The sequence below is a fragment of the Spirillospora sp. NPDC000708 genome (genome assembly GCF_040299565.1).
Classification (GTDB): Bacteria; Actinomycetota; Actinomycetes; order Streptosporangiales; family Streptosporangiaceae; genus Spirillospora.
On record NZ_JBEPCJ010000003.1, the window covers coordinates 137,395 to 158,744 of the forward strand.

General features: G+C 72.5%; 17 protein-coding genes. 10 read left to right on the forward strand and 7 right to left on the reverse strand.

All coding sequences use genetic code 11. The features are described 5' to 3' along the window. The first annotated feature begins 17 nt into the window (after positions 1 to 17). The 5 genes from ABT299_RS03575 (at position 18) to ABT299_RS03595 (ending at position 7,991) form a co-directional block, all read left to right on the forward strand. Entirely contained in the window at positions 18 to 2,801 is a 2,784-nt protein-coding gene (locus ABT299_RS03575; protein WP_500249646.1) for a DUF6049 family protein, read from the forward strand. A gap of 28 nt (positions 2,802 to 2,829) precedes the next feature. Continuing rightward, positions 2,830 to 4,527 (forward strand): murein biosynthesis integral membrane protein MurJ, encoded by a 1,698-nt coding sequence (gene murJ / locus ABT299_RS03580; protein WP_500249647.1) that lies wholly within the window; start codon positions 2,830 to 2,832, stop codon positions 4,525 to 4,527. 179 nt (positions 4,528 to 4,706) lie between these two features. Continuing rightward, the gene (locus tag ABT299_RS03585) at positions 4,707 to 6,383 is read left to right on the forward strand and encodes a protein kinase family protein (protein WP_500249648.1); all 1,677 of its coding nucleotides are present in this window, start codon (positions 4,707 to 4,709) and stop codon (positions 6,381 to 6,383) included. Between the two features lie 205 nt (positions 6,384 to 6,588). Continuing rightward, complete coding sequence (gene sigM / locus ABT299_RS03590) at positions 6,589 to 7,212, forward strand: RNA polymerase sigma factor SigM (protein WP_190857618.1); 624 nt, start codon at positions 6,589 to 6,591, stop codon at positions 7,210 to 7,212. Then, positions 7,209 to 7,991 (forward strand): anti-sigma factor family protein, encoded by a 783-nt coding sequence (locus tag ABT299_RS03595; protein WP_190857620.1) that lies wholly within the window; start codon positions 7,209 to 7,211, stop codon positions 7,989 to 7,991. The genes sigM and ABT299_RS03595 overlap by 4 nt, the downstream gene beginning before the upstream one ends. A 103-nt stretch (positions 7,992 to 8,094) precedes the next feature. On the opposite strand, the gene ABT299_RS03600 is transcribed toward ABT299_RS03595, so the two are convergent. Together ABT299_RS03600 and ABT299_RS03605 are read right to left on the reverse strand one after the other, a co-directional pair. Further along, positions 8,095 to 8,454, reverse strand: coding sequence for a TfoX/Sxy family protein (locus tag ABT299_RS03600; RefSeq protein WP_190857628.1), 360 nt, complete (start codon positions 8,452 to 8,454; stop codon positions 8,095 to 8,097). Positions 8,455 to 8,540: 86 nt separating this feature from the next. Beyond that, a complete protein-coding gene (locus ABT299_RS03605; RefSeq protein ID WP_500249649.1) occupies positions 8,541 to 9,113 on the reverse strand; it encodes a dienelactone hydrolase family protein in 573 nt (190 codons plus the stop codon). A 197-nt stretch (positions 9,114 to 9,310) separates the two neighbouring features. Here ABT299_RS03605 and trxB point away from each other — a divergent pair, with 197 nt between their 5' ends. Together trxB and trxA are read left to right on the forward strand one after the other, a co-directional pair. Beyond that, positions 9,311 to 10,270 (forward strand): thioredoxin-disulfide reductase, encoded by a 960-nt coding sequence (gene trxB, locus ABT299_RS03610; protein ID WP_190857632.1) that lies wholly within the window; start codon positions 9,311 to 9,313, stop codon positions 10,268 to 10,270. Positions 10,271 to 10,358: 88 nt separating this feature from the next. Continuing rightward, positions 10,359 to 10,673 (forward strand): thioredoxin, encoded by a 315-nt coding sequence (trxA, locus tag ABT299_RS03615; protein WP_190857634.1) that lies wholly within the window; start codon positions 10,359 to 10,361, stop codon positions 10,671 to 10,673. Positions 10,674 to 10,822: 149 nt separating this feature from the next. Here the strand turns inward: trxA and ABT299_RS03620 are convergent, their stop codons facing one another. Continuing rightward, positions 10,823 to 11,440 (reverse strand): GNAT family N-acetyltransferase, encoded by a 618-nt coding sequence (locus ABT299_RS03620; protein WP_500249650.1) that lies wholly within the window; start codon positions 11,438 to 11,440, stop codon positions 10,823 to 10,825. Positions 11,441 to 11,764: 324 nt separating this feature from the next. Between ABT299_RS03620 and ABT299_RS03625 the strand changes: the two genes are divergently transcribed. Together ABT299_RS03625 and ABT299_RS03630 are read left to right on the forward strand one after the other, a co-directional pair. Beyond that, the gene (locus ABT299_RS03625) at positions 11,765 to 12,997 is read left to right on the forward strand and encodes an aminotransferase-like domain-containing protein (protein ID WP_190857875.1); all 1,233 of its coding nucleotides are present in this window, start codon (positions 11,765 to 11,767) and stop codon (positions 12,995 to 12,997) included. Positions 12,998 to 13,095: 98 nt separating this feature from the next. After that, a complete protein-coding gene (locus ABT299_RS03630) occupies positions 13,096 to 14,037 on the forward strand; it encodes a D-alanine--D-alanine ligase family protein (protein WP_500249651.1) in 942 nt (313 codons plus the stop codon). Positions 14,038 to 16,319: 2,282 nt separating this feature from the next. Here the strand turns inward: ABT299_RS03630 and ABT299_RS03635 are convergent. From ABT299_RS03635 to rsmG, 3 genes are all read right to left on the reverse strand, one after another. Next, positions 16,320 to 17,333 carry a ParB/RepB/Spo0J family partition protein gene (locus ABT299_RS03635; RefSeq protein WP_500249652.1) on the reverse strand — a complete coding sequence of 338 codons (1,014 nt, stop codon included), beginning with the start codon at positions 17,331 to 17,333 and terminating at the stop codon, positions 16,320 to 16,322. Beyond that, positions 17,330 to 18,208: a ParA family protein gene (locus ABT299_RS03640; protein ID WP_318839258.1), complete on the reverse strand. Its 879-nt coding sequence runs from the start codon at positions 18,206 to 18,208 to the stop codon at positions 17,330 to 17,332. The genes ABT299_RS03635 and ABT299_RS03640 overlap by 4 nt, the downstream gene beginning before the upstream one ends. A gap of 308 nt (positions 18,209 to 18,516) precedes the next feature. Next, a complete protein-coding gene (gene rsmG, locus ABT299_RS03645; RefSeq protein WP_347256751.1) occupies positions 18,517 to 19,206 on the reverse strand; it encodes a 16S rRNA (guanine(527)-N(7))-methyltransferase RsmG in 690 nt (229 codons plus the stop codon). Between the two features lie 201 nt (positions 19,207 to 19,407). Between rsmG and ABT299_RS03650 the strand changes: the two genes are divergently transcribed. Beyond that, a complete protein-coding gene (locus ABT299_RS03650) occupies positions 19,408 to 19,896 on the forward strand; it encodes a DUF6458 family protein (protein WP_190857644.1) in 489 nt (162 codons plus the stop codon). 953 nt (positions 19,897 to 20,849) lie between these two features. Here the strand turns inward: ABT299_RS03650 and ABT299_RS03655 are convergent. Then, on the reverse strand, positions 20,850 to 21,335 hold the full coding sequence (locus ABT299_RS03655; RefSeq protein ID WP_190857646.1) for a Jag family protein: 486 nt from the start codon (positions 21,333 to 21,335) through the stop codon (positions 20,850 to 20,852). Positions 21,336 to 21,350 lie beyond the last annotated feature (15 nt).

The window sequence follows — 21,350 nt, forward strand, 5'->3', positions numbered from 1 at the left end:
GTGAGGGCGGGCACGGCGTGAGAGCGGTCAGACGCGCGGTGACGCTGGCCGCCCTGCTGCCCTGGCTCGCGGTGGGCGCGGGCCCCGCGCTCGCCGCCGCGCCCGGCACCGCCGCGCTCCCCGGCACGGCCGACGCCGCGCTCCTCCCGGGCGCGGCCGCACAGCCCGAAGCGGCGCAGCCCGGAGCCGCGCAACCCGAAGCGGCGCAACCCGAGGCCGCTCAGCCCGGGGTCGCGGGGCCGCAGGCCGCGCAGCCCGGCTCGCCCGGCGCGGCGCAACCCCCCGACCAGGCGCACGCCCGCGCCCAGGTCGGCCTCGCGCTGACCAAGGTCAGCCCTAAACCGCTGAAGGCCGGCTCCACGCTCGACATCCGGGGCACGGCGCAGAACCGGTCCGGGCACCCGATCGCCGGCACCACCGTGCGCCTCCGCTTCGGCCGCCAGCCGATCACCAGCCGCAGCCAGCTCGACCAGTACGCCGGGATGACGGCGAACCAGCTCCCCTTCCCCGGCCAGGCCAAGCAGATCCCGCAGGCGGCCGCCGCCGGCGGCAAGCAGGACTGGCAGTTCAAGATCCCGGTCAAGGCGCTGCACCTGGTCCCGCCCGGCGCCACGCCCGGCGTCTACCCGGTCGGCGTCGAGGTCCTCAACTCCGCGCAGCAGGTCGTCGGCGGCGTGACGACGTTCGTGACGTTCATGCCGAGGCAGACGCAGTTCAAGCCCGTCGCCGTCGGCTGGGTGCTGCCGCTCGCCGACCAGCAGCACCGCGCCGGCGACTCGGTCTTCCTCGACGACCGGCTCGCCGCGGAGGTCGCCGGCACCGGCCGGCTGAACGACCTGGTCGGCGCCGCCGCGGCCAACCCCAAGACCCCCGTGACCTGGGCGATCGACCCGGCGCTCCTCGACGACGTCCAGGAGATCGCGCAGCACGGCTACCACGTGCTGACGCCCGGCGGGCAGACCGCCGCCAAGACGATGAAGAAGAGCGACGCGGCGGGCACCTGGCTGACCGCGCTGCGGAACGCGGCCAAGGGCGGCCGCTACTTCACCCTCCCGTACGCCGACCCCGACGCCGTGGCGCTCGCCCGCAACAAGATGACGGCCCCGCTCGCGACCGCGTTCGACCCGCGCAACACCCGCGTCGCGTCGGACGTCCTCGGCCGCGCGCCCGACGCGCACTACGCGTGGCCGCCGTACGGCGTCGCCGGCCCCGACACGCTCGACGCGCTCGCCAAGTACGGCCTCAAGAACGGCGGGTCGTTCCTGATGAGCGACCTCCAGTTCGGCGACCCGGCCGCGGGCGCGCCCGCGAACGCCACCAGCGCGATCCAGACGGCGCACCAGGGCACCCGCAAGACGCTGATCTACGACTCGGGCCTGAACGACATCGTCAGCGCGAACTCGCGGACCCCCGGCGGCACGGTGCTCACCGAGCAGCGGTTCCTCGCCGAGACCGCGGTGATCGCCGGTGAGGCGCCCAACGTCCAGCGCACCCTCGTCATCGCCCCCGACCGGACCTGGAACCCCGCCCCCGGCCTCGCCGGCGACCTGCTGAAGTTCACCAAGGGCGCCGGCTGGCTGCGCGCGACCGGCCTCGACAAGATCGAGCGGGCCCCCGCGCAGGCCCGGGAGCTGCGCGCCTACAACGACGAGTACCAGAAGTACGAGCTCGGCGCCGCCTACCTCGACCAGGTGGCCGCCATCGCCCGGCGCGCCACCCGGTTCCGCTCGATCATGACGGCGCCGATCGGCGTGTCCTACGAGCGCGCGCTGCTGCGCGTCCAGTCGGCGTCCTGGCGGACGAGCCCGTCCCGCGCCCGCAACGCCAGGATCGAGCTGTCGAACGAGGTCGACCACGAGATGGCGCGGGTCCGCATCGTCACCACCAAGAACCGGCGCGCGAACATGGCGGGCAGTTCCGGCAAGCTGCCGGTCACCGTCAAGAACACGCTGCACGGCCAGGCGGTCCGGGTGCGGCTGGTCGCCACGTCCGTGACCCCCGCCAAGCTCCAGCTCGGCAAGCTCGACAAGGGCGAGGACGTCATCGACCTCCGCCCGGGGGAGCAGCAGCAGCGCTGGTTCCCCGCGCAGGCGGCGGGCAATGGCACCTTCAACGTCCGGCTGGAGTTGCGCGACCCGTCGTCGGGCAGGGTCTTCAGCAGCGTCGTCATCATGGTCCGCACCACGGGTTACGGGCGGCTCTCCCTGCTCATCACCGGTGGCGGACTTGCCGTACTCTTCGTGGGCGTCGGAGTGCGGGGCATCAGAGCGAGGCGCCGCCGGAAAGCGGAGGCAGCCGGTGACGGGTCGACCGGAGTGGGACCAGCAGAGACCGGAGAACCGGGGAACGGATTCCCCGGTCCCGGGTTCCCAGGGTCCGGGTTCCCGGGGTCCGGAGTACCGCCCGCAGGGGCCTCCGCAGCCGAGCCCCCCGCCGGACCCGCGGCAGGGCCCTCTGCAGGGCACGTCTCCGGGGCGTCCGCAGCAGGGCCGCCCTCCGCAGGGCCAGCCGCCGGGGCGTCCTCCGCAGGGATATCCGGGGCAGCCGGGTTCCCCGGGACGGCCCCAGGGGCGTCCCGGGCCTCAGGGCTACCCGGAGCAGACGCCGCAGGGCTACCCGGCACGGGGCCAGCAGCCCCCGTACCCCCCGCAGCCTCCCCGGCAACCGCGCCATCAGCGGCCCCCGGCGCCCCAGCACCCCCAGGGGCCTCCGGCGCCGCAGAACCCGGCGGGCCACCCGGGCCAGGGGCCGACGGCCCCGCCCCGCACCGCGGCGAACATCGCGGCCGAGACCGCGATTGACATCCCGCTCCCGGGCGGGGGCGGACCCATGGGCGAGACCGTCGTGGACGTCCCGCCCCCCGCGGACGGCGGCGCCGACGGCGGCAAGGCCGCGTCCGGAGGCATCCTGCGCTCCGGCGCGATCATGGCGGTCGGCACGCTGGTGTCCCGCGTCACCGGGTTCCTGCGCACCGCCGTCCTCGTCGCGGCGCTGAGCACCGGCGCGCTCGCCAACGCCTACAACACCGCGAACACGATCCCGAACCAGATCTACGACCTGCTCCTCGGCGGCATCCTGACCAGCGTCGTCGTGCCGCTGCTGGTGCGGGCGAAGGAACGCGACCGCACCTACGGCGACCAGTACGAGCAGCGCGTGTTCACGCTCGCGGTCATCGGCCTCGCGGTCCTGACGGTCGTCGCCGTGCTCGCCGCGCCGCTGTTCATCGACGTCCTCGCGGGCAGCTACAAGGGCGACCAGCGCGACATCGCGGTCATGTTCGCCCGGTTCTTCCTGCCGCAGATCTTCTTCTACGGCGTCGGCGCGTTCGCCGGCGCGATGCTCAACACCCGCAACAGCTTCGCCGCCCCGATGTGGGCGCCCATCCTGAACAACATCGTCGTGATCGGCGTCGGCGGCGTGTTCCTGGCGATGGCGGCGGGCAAGGTCGACCCGTCCAGCATCTCCGACACCGAGTTCATGGTGCTCGCGGCCGGCACGACCGGCGGCATCGTGCTGCAGACGGTCGCGCTGTGGCCGTCGCTGCGCCGCGCCGGGTTCCGGTGGCGGCCCCGCCTGGACTTCAAGCGCGGCGAGATCGGGCAGGTCGGCCGGATGGCCGGGTGGACGCTGGTGTACGTCGTCGCCACGCAGGCCGGGCTCGCCGTCGTCACCGCCCTCGCCAACCGGGCCGGCGACCTCGGGGCCGCCAAGGGCTACGGCGAGGGCTACGGGTACACCCCGTACTTCACCGCCTACCAGATGTTCCAGCTGCCGTACGCGATCGTCGGCGTCTCGGTGATCACCGCGCTGCTGCCCCGGATGAGCCGGTTCGCCGCCGAGGGGAAGATCGCGGACGTCCGGTCGGCGTTCTCCAGCGGGCTGCGCCTCTCCTCGGTGATCATCATGCCGGCGGCGGCGCTGATGCTGGTGCTCGGCCCGGAGATCACCACGGTGCTGTTCGCGCACGGCAACACGAGCGCCGACAACGCGCTGGTGATCGCCCGCGTCATGCAGATGTTCGCGATCGCGCTGGTGCCCTTCTCGACCTACCAGCTGATGCTGCGGGTCTTCTACTCCTTCGGCGACACCCGGACCCCGGCGCTGATCGGCGCCGTCTCCGTCACCGCCAACATCATCCTGGCGTTCGCCGCCTACAACCTGCTCGGCGTCAAGTGGATCGTGGTCGGCATGGCCGGCGGGTACGCCGTCACCAACGCCGTCGGCACCCTCGTGTGCTGGCTGGTGCTGCGCCGCAAGCTCGGCGGCATGGACGGCCGCCGCATCATCGGCGGCCACCTGAAGCTGCTGGTGGCGATCTGGCCGCTCATCGGGTTCGCGTACGCGGTGCACGCCGTCGCCGACGCGGCCATCGGCACCGACACGCTGCTGCCCGCTCTGATCACCATGGTGGTGGGCGCCGGGGGCGGCGGGCTGCTGTACCTGGTGTTCGCCAAACTGCTCCGGGTGGACGAGGTTCAGGCGACGATCGCCACGTTCGCGCGCAGGTTGCCGGGCGGACGCCGGTAAGTCGTGGCAAAGTGAGGGGGACGCGCCCGGATCACGCCGCCATTCCCGTGTTCGAACCACTACCATGTGGGGGACTACGGCTTGCGGGCTGACACCCTGGGGAACGCAAAGAGGAGGGTCGGAGGCGTAAGCTGCCACGCCACGAACATGGGATCTGACCACCTGCGCAGGACGTTGCCGTGAGCACGTCAGTGATCGAACCCGGCACGCGTCTCGCCGGCCGCTACCGGCTCGAGGAGCGCATCAGCGACTCGGGCGGGTCCTCGCTCTGGAAGGCCATCGACGAGATCCTGGCCAGGGCCGTCGCCGTCCGCACCTTCGACCCCGAGTTCCCCCGCGTCGGCGAGGTCGTCACCTCCGCCCGCGCCGCCAGCCGCCTCACCGACCCCCGCCTCACGCAGGTGTTCGACGCCGACGACAGCGGCGAGAGCGCCTACGTCGTCAGCGAGTGGGTGGCGGGCGAGACGCTGGAGCAGATGCTCGCCAAGGCCCCGCTGGAGCCGGGCCGCGCCGCGACCCTGCTGTACGAGGCCGCCGAGGCGATCGCCGCCGCGCACGCGGCCGGGCTCGCGCATCTCTGCCTGTCCCCGCGCGACCTGGTCTGGACGACCGGCGGCACCGTCAAGCTGCTCGGCGTCGCCACCGACGCCGTGCTCGGCGACCGCTACTCCGACGACCCCGCCGCCGAGGACGTCCGCGGCCTCGGCCGGATGCTGTACGCGGCGCTGACCGCGCACTGGCCCGGCGACGAGGCCGCCTCCGACCTGCCCGCCGCGCCCGACGCGGACGGCGTCCCGCAGGCGCCCCGGCAGGTGCAGGCCGGCATCTCGCACGCGATCGACGCGATCGTCTGCCGCTGCCTCGGCATCGGCACCGCCGAGCCGCTCACCGAGCCCGCCGAGCTGGCCAAGGCGCTGCGCGGCGTGCCGCGCACCCCGCTGCCGCTGTTCGCGGGCCTCGGCAGCGCGCCGTCCCCGCGTCCGGCGGCGCCCAAGCGTCCCGCGACCGCCTCGACGGCCGCGACGACGCAGCCGCACCAGCCCCCCGTGCAGGACCCGCCCCGGCCCGCGCCGGGGCATGACGCGCGCGGGCCCGGCAGGCGCGCGCGCGGCGCGCACGCACAGCACGCGCAGCATGCACAGCCCGCGCCTCCGGCCCAGTCCGGGCAGGTCCCGCCGCCGCGCGGCCGGTACGACACGCCTCCGCCGGCGCCCCCGGCCAACGCCGCCACCATCGCGTCGCCCGCCCGCAAACCCGCCAACCGGGCCCTGCTCGGCGTCGCCGCAGCGGCGCTCACCGTCATCGTCGGGCTCGGCGCCTGGGCGCTGTCCGGCGGCGGCTCCGACGACGACCACGGCGCCAAGGGCCAGAAGACCGACCAGGGCCAGAAGAGCGCGCCGCCCAGGCCGGCGACCGTGAAGCTGAAGATCCAGGACGCGTCCGCCACCCAGAAGCCGGCCGACCAGCACCCCGACTCGGCCATCGGGAAGAACCCTGCGGCTGTCATCGATGGCGATCCCAGCACGGTGTGGGAGACCCAGACCTACACGTCCGAGCAGTTCGGCAACTTCCTCCAGGCCGTCGGCGTCACGCTGACCCTGAGCACTCCGGCCAAGGTCTCGACCATCAAGGTCGACTGCCCCGTCCGGGGCGGCACCCTCCAGGTCAAGATCGGCGCGTCGCGCTCGCCCGGCGCCATGAAGGCGGTCGGCGAGCAGTCCTGCAGCCGCGGCGAGCTGACCTTCGCGGCGAACCCGGCGATGCAGGGACGGTACGTGCTCGTCTGGTTCACCCGGCTGCCCGAGGGCCTCAAGGGCAAGCTCAACGAGATCTCCGTCGTCGGGACGGCCGGCTGACCGCGTCGCGGCGGGCTGCACCCGCCCGCGCCGGGGCGTTCCGTGGCGTCTCGACCTGTGACGTGAGCTGCCGGTTGTCTGTATCGTGCCTGTGAGCATCCATGTCCCCTCGCCCCCAGGAATCCGTGGTGACCACCCGAGCAGCCGGAGCCGGTCGCAGCCGCCCGGCACCGGCAGGGCGTCCCGTACGAGAAAGCGGTCGCTCATGACGTCGGTGAGCATGCGTCGAGTCGACGAGGTCCCCGACAAGGAGCTCCTCGCCCGCCACGCCCAGGGGGACCCGCACGCCTTCGCGGAGCTGGTGCACCGGCACCGCGACCGGATGTGGGCGGTCGCGCTGCGCACCCTCGGCGACCCGGAGGAGGCCGCCGACGCGCTGCAGGACGCGTGCCTGTCGGCGTTCCGCGCCGCCGGCCGGTTCCGCGGCGACGCCGCCGTCACCACCTGGCTGCACCGGATCGTGGTGAACGCCTGCCTGGACCGGATCCGCCGCAAGTCCGTCCGCCCGGCCACCCCGATGGGCGACGACGCCACGTTCGACGCCGTCGCGCCCAAGATGCCCGACCCGACCGACGCGCACGGGGTGTCGCTGGACGTCCGCACCGCGCTGGAGCAGCTGCCGTTCGAGCAGCGCGCCGCGCTCGTGCTGGTCGACATGATGGGCTACTCCGTCGACGACGCCGCCGAGGTGATGGAGGTCCCGCCCGGGACGATCAAGAGCCGCTGCGCACGGGGCCGCGCGCGGCTCGCGCCACTTCTGACCCACCACCGGAACCGACGCGACTCCAAAAACGTCGGAGGTGTGGAAGGAGGTGGCATGCCCAAGTGAACCCCGCACATCTTGACTACGACATCCTGGCCGACCTGGCCGAAGGACTGCTCGAAGACGACCAGGCCGCCTCCGTCAACGCGCACCTCGATTCCTGCGCAGAATGCCGGGACCGCTCCGCCGACCTTGCGGACGTCTCCCGGATCCTGGCGGAGGCGCCCGCGCCGTCCATGCCGCCCGAGCTGGCCGAGCGCATCGACACCGCCATCGCGGCGGAGTCGATGCACAACGCCACCGTGGTGAGCATGGAGCAGCGGCGCGGAAGGCGGCATTGGCGGATACTGTCCGCCGCGGCGGCGACGATCGTCGTCCTCGGCGGCGGAGCGACGGTCGGCAAGATCGCGCTGGACGGCTCGGACGGCAGCGGCAGCCAGGCGTCGACCCCGCCGCAGGGGGACAACGCGCGGCGCCTGTCCGCCGGCGCGGCGCCGCACTCGGCCGCGCCGTCGGAGTCCACGATGGTCAAGGGGCCCTTCAAGGTCACCCGCAGCGGCACCGAGTACCGGGCCGGTAAGGTCGCCGGCCAGGTCGACCGGCTGCTCGGCAAGGGGCAGGAGCTGCGGCTCGACGGGTCCCCGCCCACCGCGCAGATGTCCGGCTGCGTCACCGGCGTCACCCACGGCCGCACGCCCGCCCTGGTCGACCAGGCCAGGTACGACGGGCGCGCCGCGACCGTGATCGCGCTCCAGGGCGGCACGGACGGCCGCTGGGACGTCTGGGTCGTCGGCCCGGACTGCACGGCGCAGGACCCGCACGTGCTCGACCACGAGCCGGCCTGACGCGCGGCCCGAACGACGTCCAGGGGGCGGCCTGGGGACCCGCCCCCGCCCGGCGACGGGCACCGGACACCCCGCGGCGGTCCGCCGCCGGCATCCCTGACGGTCAGCGCCGCCGGGTCCTTTTCTTGGCGTCCTTGGCGGGAAGCGACCGCGCGTAGGAGACGCCCCGGGCCACCCACCGCCCGACGTCCCCGTCCGGGTCGTCGGCGTCCGCGTCGACGTGCAGCCAGCCGCGCATCTCGCGGCCGCCCATGACCATCGGGCGCACCCCGTCGCCGTCCTCCAGCTCCGCGGCCTCCCGCGGGTCCAGCCGGACGAGCAGGCCGCCCTGCCGGCTCGCGGCGACCGCCATGTTGCCCCCGACGAGGAAGGCCAGGCCGCCGAACATCGGCCGCTCGGTGACGCCTTCCTCGCCCGCCGTCAGCTCGCGGACGAGCTCGGCCAGATCCCGGTCGTAAGCCATGACCGGATTATGCGCGGCGCCTACGACGATCCACCGCCTGCCGCTGCTACACCCCGCCGCCGCGACGACCGCCGCCGCTACGCCCGCTACAGGGATGCCAGGAAGTCCAGGGCGATCGCCCAGGCGCGCTCGGCCGCCTCGGTCTCGTAGTCGGGCAGGTCCGGGTCGGTGAACAGGTGCCCGGCGCCGCGGTAGCGGAAGACCTCCACGTCCGCGCCCGCCTTGCGCATCCGCAGGTACCAGGCGTTCAGCCAGTCGACCGGCTCGTAGGTGTCGGGGTCGGCGACGTGCAGCTGCACCGGGATCTCGGTGGACGCGTCGTCGGGCAGGTCGGACGTCCCGTGCATCAGCAGCAGGCCCCGCGCCCTGTCGTCGCCGAGGGCCAGGTTCTGCGCGATGGACCCGCCGAGCGAGAACCCCGCGTACACGATCCCGTCGCCGTCCAGCAGCGGCGCCGCCGCCGCGACCGCGCGGCGCAGCAGCTCGTCCCGGCCGATCTCCTCCTTGATCTCGACGCCCTCGTCCGGCGTGTCGACGACCCGGCCGCCGTACAGGTCGGGGACGGTCACCTCGTGTCCCGCGGCGCGGAGCCGGTCCGCCGCCTGGTGCACCGCCGGACGCAGCCCGTACATCGAGTGGAGAAGCAGAATGCGTGCCATGGCCACCACCCTATGGCCGTCCCGGCCCGCCTCCGGGCCGCCGGAGCGGCGGCGCCCGGAGGGGTCGGCGGCGCGTTGCGGGGCAGGTCACGGGAAGGGCCGCGCGTGCCGGGAATCCCCTGGCCCTAGTATCGGTTGACGCGACTGGCAGGCCGTGCGGTGAGGCCACCGAAGGCCAAGAGGAGAGGCGCACAACAGTGAGCGACGTCCGTAACGTCATCATCATCGGATCGGGCCCCGCGGGCTACACGGCCGCGATCTACGCGGCCCGCGGCGACCTGAGGCCGCTGCTGTTCGAGGGGTCGGTGACCGCCGGCGGCGCGCTGATGAACACCACCGACGTGGAGAACTTCCCCGGCTTCCCCGACGGCGTCATGGGCCCCGACCTGATGGACAACCTGCGCAAGCAGGCCGAGCGGTTCGGCGCCGAGTTGGTCACCGACGACGTCACCGAGGTCGACCTCGCCGCCGACCCGAAGGTCGTCAAGGTCGGCGACGAGACGTACCTCGCCAAGTCCGTCATCGTCGCGACCGGCTCCGGCTACCGCGAGCTCGGCCTGCCGGACGAGAAGCGGCTGTCGGGCCGCGGCGTGTCCTGGTGCGCCACCTGCGACGGCTTCTTCTTCCGCGAGCAGGACATCGCCGTGGTCGGCGGCGGCGACACCGCGATGGAGGAGGCGATCTTCCTGACCAAGTTCGCCCGCTCCGTCACCGTGATCCACCGCCGCGACGAGCTCCGCGCGTCCAAGATCATGCAGGACCGGGCGTTCGCCAACGACAAGATCCGCTTCCGCTGGGACAGCGAGGTCGTGAAGATCGACGGCGAGGACCGGGTCACCGGCGTGCAGGTCCGCAACCTCAAGACCGGCGAGCAGTCGCCGCTGGAGATCACCGGCCTGTTCATCGCGATCGGCCACGACCCGCGCAGCGAGCTGTTCACCGGCCAGCTGGAGACCGACGCCGACGGCTACCTCCTCGTCGACGCCCCGACCACCCGGACGAAGATTCCCGGCGTGTTCGCCTGCGGCGACGTGGTCGACCACATCTACCGTCAAGCCATCACCGCGGCCGCCAGCGGCTGCTCGGCGGCCATCGACGCCGAGCGCTGGCTCCAGGACCAGGGCGCCGCGGAGACCGTCCCGCAGGCACAGGCCTGACCGCGGGCCCGCGGGAGCCGACCGCACGGCCCGCACGCCCGGCCCGGCGCACGAGAACCGCGCCGGGCCCGTTACCGAAGGAGACACCATGAAAGCCGTGACCGACGCCGACTTCGCCTCCGAGGTCCTGGACAGCGACAAGCCGGTCCTGGTCGACTTCTGGGCCGAGTGGTGCGGCCCGTGCCGGATGGTGGCGCCGATCCTGGAGGAGATCTCCAGGACGCACGGCGACAAGCTCGAGATCGTCAAGCTGAACATCGACGAGAACCCGCAGGTGCCGGCCACGTACGGCGTCATGCAGATCCCGACGATGAACGTCTACAAGAACGGCGAGGTGGTCAAGCAGATCATGGGCGCCAAGCCGAAGGCCGCCCTGCTGCGCGACCTCGCCGAGTTCATCTGACCCGCCCGGCGCACGCCGCCCGCGGCACACGCCGCCACGCCGCCGCTCCTGTCGGCGGCCGCGAAGGAACGTGAAGGAAACGGCCCGCATCCCGTCACCGGGATGCGGGCCGTTCCACGTGTCCATGGACAGGAGCCGCTCAGACGGCCTCAGACGGGACGCAGCGCGCCCTCCGGGGTCATGGAGCCCAGCAGGCGTTCCAGAGCCACCTCGACGTCCTCACGCCACGACAGGGCCGACTTCAGCTCCAGCCGCAGCCGCGGGTACCGGTGGTGCGGGCGAACGGTCTTGAACCCCACCGACAGCAGGTAGTCGGCCGGCACCATGCAGCCGCCCTCCTCGCTCTTCAGGTCCCCGAACGCCTCGATCGCCTTCACCGCCCGGCGCGTCAGGTCCTTCGCGACGCCCTGCACGAGCATCCGGCCGAGCCCGCCGCCCGCGAACTCCGGCAGGATGTGCGCCGTCATCAGCAGCACCGCGTCCGCGCTCACCGGGCTCGTCGGGAACGCCACCGACCGCGGCACGTACAGCGGCGGCGCGAACATCACGAACCCCGCCGGCACGTCGTCCACGTACGCGATCTTGCCGCAGGAGCCCCACTCCAGCAGCGTGGAGGAGATCCATGCCTCCTTCTCCAGCGCCGCGTCGCCGCTCGCGTGCGCCCGGTCGCGGCTGACCGGATCCAGCTCCCAGAACACGCACCCGCGGCAGCGATGCGGAAGATCGTCCAGATTGTCCAGCGTGATGTTGACGAGACGACGCGACACCGGGCCGGCACCCCCTGCTGGCATCCTCGTCCGCCGGGCGAAGACCCCCGCCGCGGCCGGGACCTTCGGGGCGGATCGCCCACTTGCGCGAAAGTTCCCGGCAACAAACCGGGATCCTCGGGCATCGTATCGGACGGGGGACGAGCGGCCGGGCGGCGCGCCACGTGCGGGAACCGCCGAACACGCGAGGTACGGGGTTCGCCCGATCCCCCCGGAGCCCATGCCGTAACTTTGCGGTCAAGCCAGCCCCACCGGAGGTGCCACGTGGAACAGCACTCGCGAACCGACGCCTACAGCGACCGCTACGCCGCCCGCGCCGCCGGCATGGTGCCGTCGGAGATCCGGGCTCTGTTCGCGATGGTCGCCCGCCCCGAGGTCGTCTCCCTCGCCGGCGGCGCGCCCTACGTCTCCGCGCTGCCCCTCGACGCCGTCGGCGCCCTGGTCGGCGACCTCGTCGCCGGCAAGGGCGCCGAGGTCCTCCAGTACGGCTCCGCGCAGGGCGACGAGACCCTCCGCGAACTCATCTGCGACGTGATGGCGCTCGAAGGCGTCCAGGGCTCCGCGGACGACGTCGTCGTCACCGTCGGCGCCCAGCAGGCCCTCGACCTCATCACCAAGATCTTCGTCGACCCCGGCGACGTCGTCCTCGCCGAAGCCCCCTCCTACGTCGGCGCGCTCGGCACCTTCGCCGCCTACCAGGCCGACGTCGTGCACGTCCCCCTCGACGAGGGCGGCCTGATCCCGGCCGCGCTCCGCGAGACCCTCGACCGGCTCCGCCGCGAAGGCCGCCGCGTCAAGTTCCTCTACACCGTCCCCACGTTCCAGAACCCCGCCGGCGTCACCCTCACCGCCGCCCGCCGCGCCCAGATCCTGGAGATCTGCGCCGAGCACGACGTCCTGATCATCGAGGACAACCCCTACGGGCTCCTCGGCTTCGAGGGCGAGCCGATGCGGGCGCTGCGCGCCGACGACCCCGACCGCGTCATCTACCTCGGGTCGTTCTCCAAGACGATCGCTTCCGGCCTCCGCGTCGGCTGGGTCCTCGCCCCGCACGCGGTGCGCGCCAAGCTCGTCCTCGCCGCCGAGTCCGCGATCCTCTGCCCGTCGAACTTCTCCCAGCTCGCCGTCCGCGAGTACCTCGCCACGCAGCCGTGGCGCGAGCAGATCAAGGACTTCCGCGAGCTCTACCGGGAACGCCGCGACGCCATGCTCGACGCCCTCGACCAGCTCATGCCGGAAGGCTGCACCTGGACCCGCCCCGCCGGCGGCTTCTTCGTCTGGGTCACCCTTCCCGAGGGCCTCGACGCCAAGGCGATGGCGCCCCGCGCGATCGCCGACCGCGTCGCCTACGTCCCCGGCACCGGCTTCTTCGCCGACGGCGGCGGCCGCCGCAACATGCGCCTGTCCTACTGCTTCCCCGAACCGCACCGCATCCGCGAGGGCGTCCGCCGCCTCGCCGCGGTGGTGGAGAAGGAGATCAGGCTGCGGGACACTTTCGGGGGAGTCGAGCATGACGGCCCCGGCGGTGTGCACACCCCGGGCCCCGGCATCGTCTGAACGGATACCACCCGGTTTCGCGTAACCGCGCCGGCTCCCCCATGCTGGGAGCCGGCGCGTTTTTCGTGACCGCTCCTACCGCCAGAAGGGCACCTGCTGTGGAACTCGGGCACGTCGTCGTCCTCGCCGGGGGACTGTCCTACGAGCGAGAGGTCTCGCTGCGCTCCGGCCGCCGCGTCACCGACGCGCTGCGCGCCCTCGACATCCCCGTCGAACTGCGCGACGCCGACGCCACGCTCCTGGACTCCCTCGCCGACGACCCGCCGGACGCCGTGTTCCCCGTCCTGCACGGCGCCGCGGGGGAGGACGGCTCGATCCGCGACGTCCTCGACCTCCTCGACGTCCGCTACGTCGGCGCCCGCGCCGACGCCTGCCGCGTCGCCTGGGACAAGCCGACCGCCAAGTCCGTCGTGCGCCAGGCCGGCCTGCACACCCCCGACTCCGTCGCCCTCCCCAAGGAGGTCTTCCACGACCTCGGCGCAGCGTCCGTCCTCGACCAGATCATCCGCGGGCTCGGCCTCCCCCTGTTCGTCAAGCCCACCCGCGGCGGCTCCGCGCTCGGCACGTCCGTCGTGCACGAGCCGTCCGAGCTCTCCGCCGCCATGGTCGGCTGCTTCGCCTACGGCGACGCCGCCCTCGTCGAGCGCTACGTCGAGGGGACCGAGATCGCCGTCAGCGTCATCGAGCGCCACGGCCACCCCCAGGCGCTCCCCGCCGTCGAGATCGTCGCGCCGGGCGGCCGCTACGACTACACCGCCCGCTACGACGCGGGCGACACCGAGTTCGTCACCCCGGCCCGCCTCACCCCCGACGCCGCGGACTGCGCCACCGCCGCCGCCGTCACCGCCCACCGCGCCCTCGGCCTCCGCGACCTCTCCCGCACCGACCTCATCGTCGACCCCGACGGCGAGGTCCACTTCCTCGAGGTGAACGTCGCGCCCGGCATGACCGAGACGAGCCTCCTCCCCCGCGCCGTCAGCGTCGCCGGCCTCGACCTCGGCGAGGTCTGCCGCGACCTCCTCCTGGCCCAGTTCGCCTGACCGATGTTTCACGGGAAACACCCGCCCTCCCCAAGCCCCCACCAACGTTTCCCGTGAAACATCCCCTCCCCTCACCCTCCAGACGCCAAGGGGACGGCCTCCTCAACAGCCACCAGCCCCGTAGGACGCCCAGCCTCAACGCCTCCAGCCACGGCGCCCTCACCACTGCATCGGGGACCTTCGTACGCGCGCTTCCTAGGCGGCCCATAGAAGGGTGGCCAACTCCGGAGGGTCCGGCGCTCTCTCAGGCAAAGGCGCGGCGGCAAGTTCGCAAAGAGGAAGGCCGACAAGCGATGGTCGCCAGACGCCATGCACAGATGACAGGGCGACCAAGAACGGGCAGCGGCCGCAGCGTCGCGAGCGTGGCAGCCAGGCAGCAGCGGACGGCGGCAACATAAGGATGGTCGGGGGAGTCGGACGCTGCGGCCCATCGCATCACCGGGCAAACGACAGGCCTCGTCGGCAGCTCCTAGTCGGAGCCCGGCACCACACGCGACAGACATCTCCAGCGCACCCGACGAGGTTCCGTGCGTGCGAGCGCGCCAGCCGAGACCCGACACGGCAGCGCTCACGAGCCACAGGCGCGCAGCGGACGGTGGACGATCCCCCGTGAATGGCAAGGAACCGCCAACGCGCGAGGCGCGACGATTCATACGGGCGAGCAGTAGGCGCCGGCTTGCGGATAGATCCGGAACGCCTCTGCCCGGTGCAGGGGAGCGTCCTGCGCACCCCGGGGCGATGGCGGGATCAGGAGGGGCCGCAGCATCGGGCAAGCGGGCAGCCGCCGTGAGGCTGAGACGGCGGATGGACGCGGATCCGCAGAGGGCTCCATCACGGCGCGGCAGGCTCGGGCCGCAGCATCACGGCGATGGCGCAGGCTCACCAAGCGCGTCCCCCAACGGGCGGTGCGAGGGCGTCCTCTGGCAAGGCCCGCAACGGCGTGCTGAGAGAGGGCATGCCCGGCCGGACCCACACGCGGTGCGATTCAAACGGTGGTCCCGTCGACCCCGATACGACGGAGGGCTCGACGCGACGCCGCCCACCGATCAGCAAATCGCAGTCCACCCGGAATCAATGAGCCAACGGGAGGCCGGAGAACGGACACCTCACTGGTATCACCCTGCCTCATCATCTGCCGGTGCGGCGTGCTCGCCCCGAGCGCCAGCACCGCCTACCCCCGGAGACGCCCGAGAGCCGCACGCCCGGCAATGTCAGCCGTGATGAGCCGAGCGCTCGGCTTTCATACCCACAGAGTCGCCTAGTCCTTGGCTGCGGCCCCGCCACCCCGCCGGCCCATCAGCCCGTCGGCCGTCTGGAGTCGCCGACTGGCCGGTACAGCCGTCTGGGCAAGCCGCCAAACGATGCCTTTGCTGTGAGTTCCCGCCCGGCAGAGCCTTGGAGGCCATCCTCGTGATCTGCCGCGCTCGTGACTTCCGGTCATGGGTGGTGCGGGGCTTCCCACACCGGCACTCGCCGGCGGCCGCCGGGAACAGCGAGGCGCCAGTAGCCGCCGCCGACGGTCGGTCAACGCCTCCGCTGCCTGAGAACGCTCGCCTCGCCGTCCGCCCGCCGCCGCTGGGCTCCCCCACATGCCCCCCCGCTGACTACCCGAAGGTCTAGAAACCATCCTGCGCTCGCTGCTCGACGCGCTGGGGCTTTCATGGCGGACGCTAGAACGCAGTGGGCGCCTGAAAGTCGCCCGCTGCTATCCGTCTCGACGGTCCGACCGGTGAGGGGCGGCCTCCAGCGGAGGGCGGTCAGGCGGAGATGCTTTCACCCGCGGGATGGATGGGGCATGCCGACGCAGTCTGTGTCCGGGCGCCGCTCGCTGGAAGGTGTCGATGTTTCACGCGAAACCTCGATGCGACGCGCAGTTGCAATCCGGTACGGGCGCCGAGGCGCTGAGGGGGAGCCGGAAAGCGCGTCGACGATCGGCGGCGGGCACCCCGGTGTCGCAGCGGGGCCGCAGCCGCACGGCGGGATGGCGAGCGTGCCGACGGTCTCGGTGATCTCGTGGCCGTGCTCGACGGCGATCGCGACGGCGGCGCTGCTCCACATCGGGCGGCAGCCGGTCCCTTAGGTGAGCACCTCATAGACGGGTGCACCGGTAAGACAGAAGGGCGCCTGGGGGAGAGACGCCGGACGGTGCTCGCCTAGGGGTGGGCTTGCTGGCGGGCAGGTGATCGCCGGGGATGTTTCACGGGAAACATGGGTGCCCGGAGAAAGCGAAGCGCCCCGGAGGAGGGGTTCCGGGGCGCTGAAGGGGGACGGCGAGCGGGTGGTTACGGCTCGCCGGGGCTGTCGTCGTCGGGGGCCATCGACTTGATGATGCGGTCGAGGTCCTCCAGGGTGGCGAACTCGACCACGATCTTGCCCTTGTTGCGTCCCATGTCGACGCGGACCTTGGTCTCGTAGCGGTCGGAGAGGCGGTCGGCCAGCTCCTGGAGCCCGGGGGCGACGGGCTTCTTGCGACGGCCCTGCCGGGGCGCCTTCGGGGCGTCCTCGACCTCGCGGAGCGCGATCATCTCCTCGACCGCGCGGACGGAGAGGCCCTCCTGGACGATCCGCTGCGCCATGTGCTCCTGCGCCTCGACGCTGTCGAGGGAGAGGAGCGCCCGGGCGTGGCCCGCCGACAGCACGCCGGCGGCGACGCGGCGCTGGACGGCGGGCGGCAGGTTCAGCAGGCGGAGCGTGTTGGTGATGTGCGGGCGGGACCGGCCGATCCGTCCGGCGAGCTGCTCGTGAGTGGCGCCGAAGTCCTGCAGCAGCTGCTGGTAGGCGGCCGCCTCCTCCAGCGGGTTCAGCTGCTGGCGGTGCAGGTTCTCCATGAGGGCGTCGCGGAGCAGATCGTTGTCGCCGGTGTCGCGGACGATCGCGGGGATGACGTCCAGCCCGGCCATCTGGGAGGCGCGCAGCCGGCGCTCGCCCATGATCAGCTCGTAGTCGTGCTCGCCTGACTCGGCCCGGCGGACGACGATGGGCTGGAGGAGCCCGACGATGCCGATCGACTCGGCGAGCTCCTCCAGGGCCTGCTCGTCGAAGTGCTCGCGCGGCTGGCGCGGGTTCGCGGTGATGGACGTGACGGGCAGCTCGGCGAAGTGCGCTCCGGCGACCGGCTGGATGTCCGGGCCCGCGGCGCCGTCCTGCCCTGGGCCGTTCGGGCCGCCGGGGAAGCCCGGCCCGCCCAGGGCGCCGGTTCCGCCCGCGCCGGACGGGTCGTCCGCCGGCGGTGGGGGCGGGGCGGTGGGGATGAGGGCGCCGAGCCCCTTGCCCAGACCGCGTCGCTGCTGGCTCACTTCCTCGCCCCTCCATGGGCCATTTCCGAGGCCGCCTCGCTGTAGGCGAGGGCGCCGCTGGAACCCGGGTCGTACGTCATGACGGACTGCCCGTAGCTCGGCGCCTCGGAGACGCGGACGCTGCGGGGGATCACCGTGTTGAGGACGACGTCCCCGAAGTGGTTGCGGACGTCGTCCGCGACCTGCGCGGCGAGCCGCGTCCGGGCGTCGTACATGGTGAGCAGGATGGTGGACACCCTGAGCTTCTGGTTGAGGTGCGCCTTGACGAGGTCGACGGTGCGGATGAGCTGTCCGAGCCCCTCCAGCGCGTAGTACTCGCACTGGATCGGGATGAGCAGCTCGTCGCCGCCGACGAGGGCGTTGACGGTGAGCAGGCCGAGCGACGGTGGGCAGTCGATCAGCACGTAGTCGAACTTGTCGGTGTCGTAGGCGTCCAGCGCGCGGCGCAGCCGGGACTCGCGGGCGACCTTGGAGACGAGCTCGATCTCGGCGCCGGCGAGGTTGAGCGTCGCGGGGGCGCAGTACAGGTTCGGGATCTCGGGGGCGGCGACGACGATGTCGGCGAGCGCCATGTCCTCGATGAGGACGTCGTAGATGGACGGGATCTCGGCGTGGTGTTCGACGCCCAGGGCGGTGGACGCGTTGCCCTGCGGGTCCAGGTCGACGACGAGCACCTGCGCGCCGTGCATGGCGAGCGACGCGGCGAGGTTCACCGAGCTGGTGGTCTTGCCCACCCCGCCCTTCTGGTTGGCGATGGTGATGATGCGGCAGCGGTCCGGCCGCGGCCATTCGCGTTCCCTGCGGCCGGACATCGCCTTGAGGGCGGTGACCGCTGTTTCATGTGAAACCTTGGCGTCCTTGAGCGCCTCGCGCACGAGTTCTGACTCCCCCTGAGATGGTCCCTTGCGCGGACCCGCCTGCTGTGTGCCGGCGCTGGTCGGCACATAGCCGACGTTCTCCGCGGTACCGGACGTCGTGTTACCCCACATTGCGTGCCCGGAGGGCGCGGCCGCCGGCGTCGTCACGGCGCCGGCGTCCCCCCGCGTCCCCTCGTCGGCCTGCGCGCCCTGGCCCGCGGGGGTCTCCCGCGCGGGCTCCGAGGCACCGGTCCCGCCCGGGCCGGGCGGCTGTTCGTCGGGGGATTCGTCGGCGCGGTCAGGCCGTCCCAGTCCTGGTCCCGTGCTCATGAAGACCTCTTCCTCGACCTTCCAGCGCGTCGGGGCGCGCTCTGTCGTCGCCCGGCCGCTGCACTCCGGTCCGCCGGCCTGCCGGCGACCACACGGACAAGCGTTGTCGGCGGGTCGACCATACCGCGCCCGACTTGGAGCAGTTCGGTCTCCCGCACCCCGAAACGCTGCAGAACGGGTGCGGCCTCGTCGAGTTCGGCCGCGGCCCGCTCGCCTTTCAGCGCGAGCAGTTCACCCCCGGGACGCAGCAGCGGCAGCGCCCACTTGGCGAGACGTTCGAGAGGGGCCACCGCGCGCGCCGTCGCGACGTCCACCGAGAACTCCTTGGTGACGTCCTCGGCCCGGGCGCGGCGGACCTCCACGTTCCGCAGATCGAGCATCTCGACGCACTCGCTGAGGAACGTGGTCCGCCGGAGCAGCGGTTCCAGGAGCGTGATGCGCAGGTCGGGCCGGACGATCGCGAGCACGATGCCGGGCAGTCCGGCGCCGGATCCGATGTCGACGACCTGGGCGTCCGCCGGGATCGCCTCGGCCACCACCGCGCAGTTGATCAGGTGGCGTTCCCACAGCCGGTCGGCCTCGCGCGGGCCGATCAGCCCGCGTTCGACGCCCGCGTCGGCGAGGAACGCCGCGTAGCGTTCCGCAACCGGCAGTGTTTCCCCGAAAACCTCGCGTGCAATCCCCACCGTACGAATCGTTCCATAAAACGGCGTGGCGGCGTACACACGCAACGTCCCAGGAGGCAACAGCATGACGCTTTCGGGGGGCGAACCCCGTCCGACAAGGCCTGTTCCTTGCGATATGGCAAGAACCACATGTCCTTCCGCATATTCGGCGCTCGCCGGGTAGAGGGACGGTGTCGCCCCCCTTGGAAGGAGCTCCGAGCCATGGGAATCGGAGTCAGTCTCGCGTTCATCGCCATCGGAGCGATCCTCGCGTTCGCCCTCCGCGTCGATCTCGCCGGCGTCGACATCCACCTCGTCGGCTGGATCCTGATCGTGGTCGGGGCCGTGAGCATGGCCTTCACCCTCAGCTACACGCGTCCGCGGCGCCGCGCCGGCCGGGTGGTCGGAGCAGATCCCGCTTACGGGGACGAGCCGGGCACCGTGGTGCGTGAGGAGCACATCATTGAGGACCCCGCCCCTCCGGGACGTCCCGCCGAGCGCGTCGAGCGCGTCGTCGAGCACCCCGCGGACGAAGGGGTGACGCACGGGCACGTGGCACAGGACCCCGCGTTCGCGCAGGACCCGGGACGGGCCCAGGACCCGGCCGAGGAGAACAACACCGCTGTCGACTCCGACGCCGTCGACCCGCTGCACGACCCCGCGCCGCGGGAGCGGAGCGTTTACGGACGGACGCCGCGCGGACGCAGGTGACGGCAGTCCGTCGGGCGGCGCCGCCGTCACCGTCCAGACGGACCCGGGCGGCGTTCGCCGCGAACACCGACCCGGACTCGTCCGACCGATAGACCAGCCCGGTGTGCTTTGGGCGGCGGTGCACACCGGGTTCCAGGGGCCCCGCGCCGGTCAGGGCGCGGGGCCCCGCCCTTTCCACCTACAGAGACGTCGTGCACCGTCCGGCCGCAGAAGCGTCCTGGCCTGTCCGCCCGCCGAGCCGTCCCGCCGGTCCGAACAGAGGGACGCCCCCGCCCCCGCCCGGCCTGCCGCAGAGACGTCCCGCCTCCCCGTCCACAAGGCCACACCAGACCGCGCCACGCCAACTCGTCAACACCCACCTCCCGCCCACCCCACCTGTGGATAACAAGGCCCTTTATCCACAGGGCATCCGGCCTTAGCCGAGCGAGGCCGGGCCATCTGGACAGCGCGCAGGAACCCCTTCACCTGCGGCGATGAAACGCCGACAGGTCGCCTCGGAGATCGTCCCCTGGTGCGAAATCCCCTGGGGAAACAGGAGGGCTGGGCGCGAGTTATCCACAGAACAACGTTCTAGTGCCATGGATCCCAGCGGGCCTTGACCATGGGGGTAAGCGGGTCCGCCCCCGGGCGGGAGGGGCCTCTTTTCAACATCGAGCTCGTATCCTCACCCGCGTCAATCACGGGCCTCCACCCCGCGCCCATACCGAGCACCTCGGGGCGGCCCGGTCATCCGAACGGCCCCGGCATCCGAACGACCCCCGCATGCGAACAACCCCCACATGCGAAGCGAACAGCCCGGGGCGTCCGAACGGCCCGGGCATGCGAACGGCCCCGGGCATGCGAACGGCCCGGGCATGCGAACGGCCCCGGCGATGGAGTTCGCCGGGGCCGTTCGGTGGACTGGCTGTTCGCTTGTGGAAACCGCGTCTCGCGTTCCGCCTCGCGGAGATCCGTCAGGACGGGTAGACGACCACGTAGCGGTCGGGCTCCTCGCCCTCGGACTCGCTGCGCAGGCCGGCCGCCGCCACCGCGTCGTGGACGATCTTCCGCTCGAACGGCGTCATCGGCGCGAGCGGCTTGGGCTCGCCCGCCTGCTTGACCTCGTCGGCGACGTCGGTGCCGAGCTTGGTCAACTCGGCGCGGCGGCGCTCGCGGTAGCCGCCGATGTCGAGCATCAGCCGGGTCCGGTTGCCGGTCTGCCGGTGCACGGCCAGCCGCGTCAGCTCCTGCAGCGCCTCCAGGACCTCGCCGCGCTTGCCGACCAGCTCGTCCAGCGAAGCGCCGACCACCGCGACGATGGCGCGCTCGCCCTCGACGTCCATGTCGATGTCGCCGTCGTAGTCACCGATGTCCAGCAGACCCTCGATGTAGTCGGCGGCGATCTCGCCTTCCTGCTCGAGGGCCTGGACGTCGACCTCGGTGGTGTCGGTCTGGCTCAACGGGGTCTCCTTCTT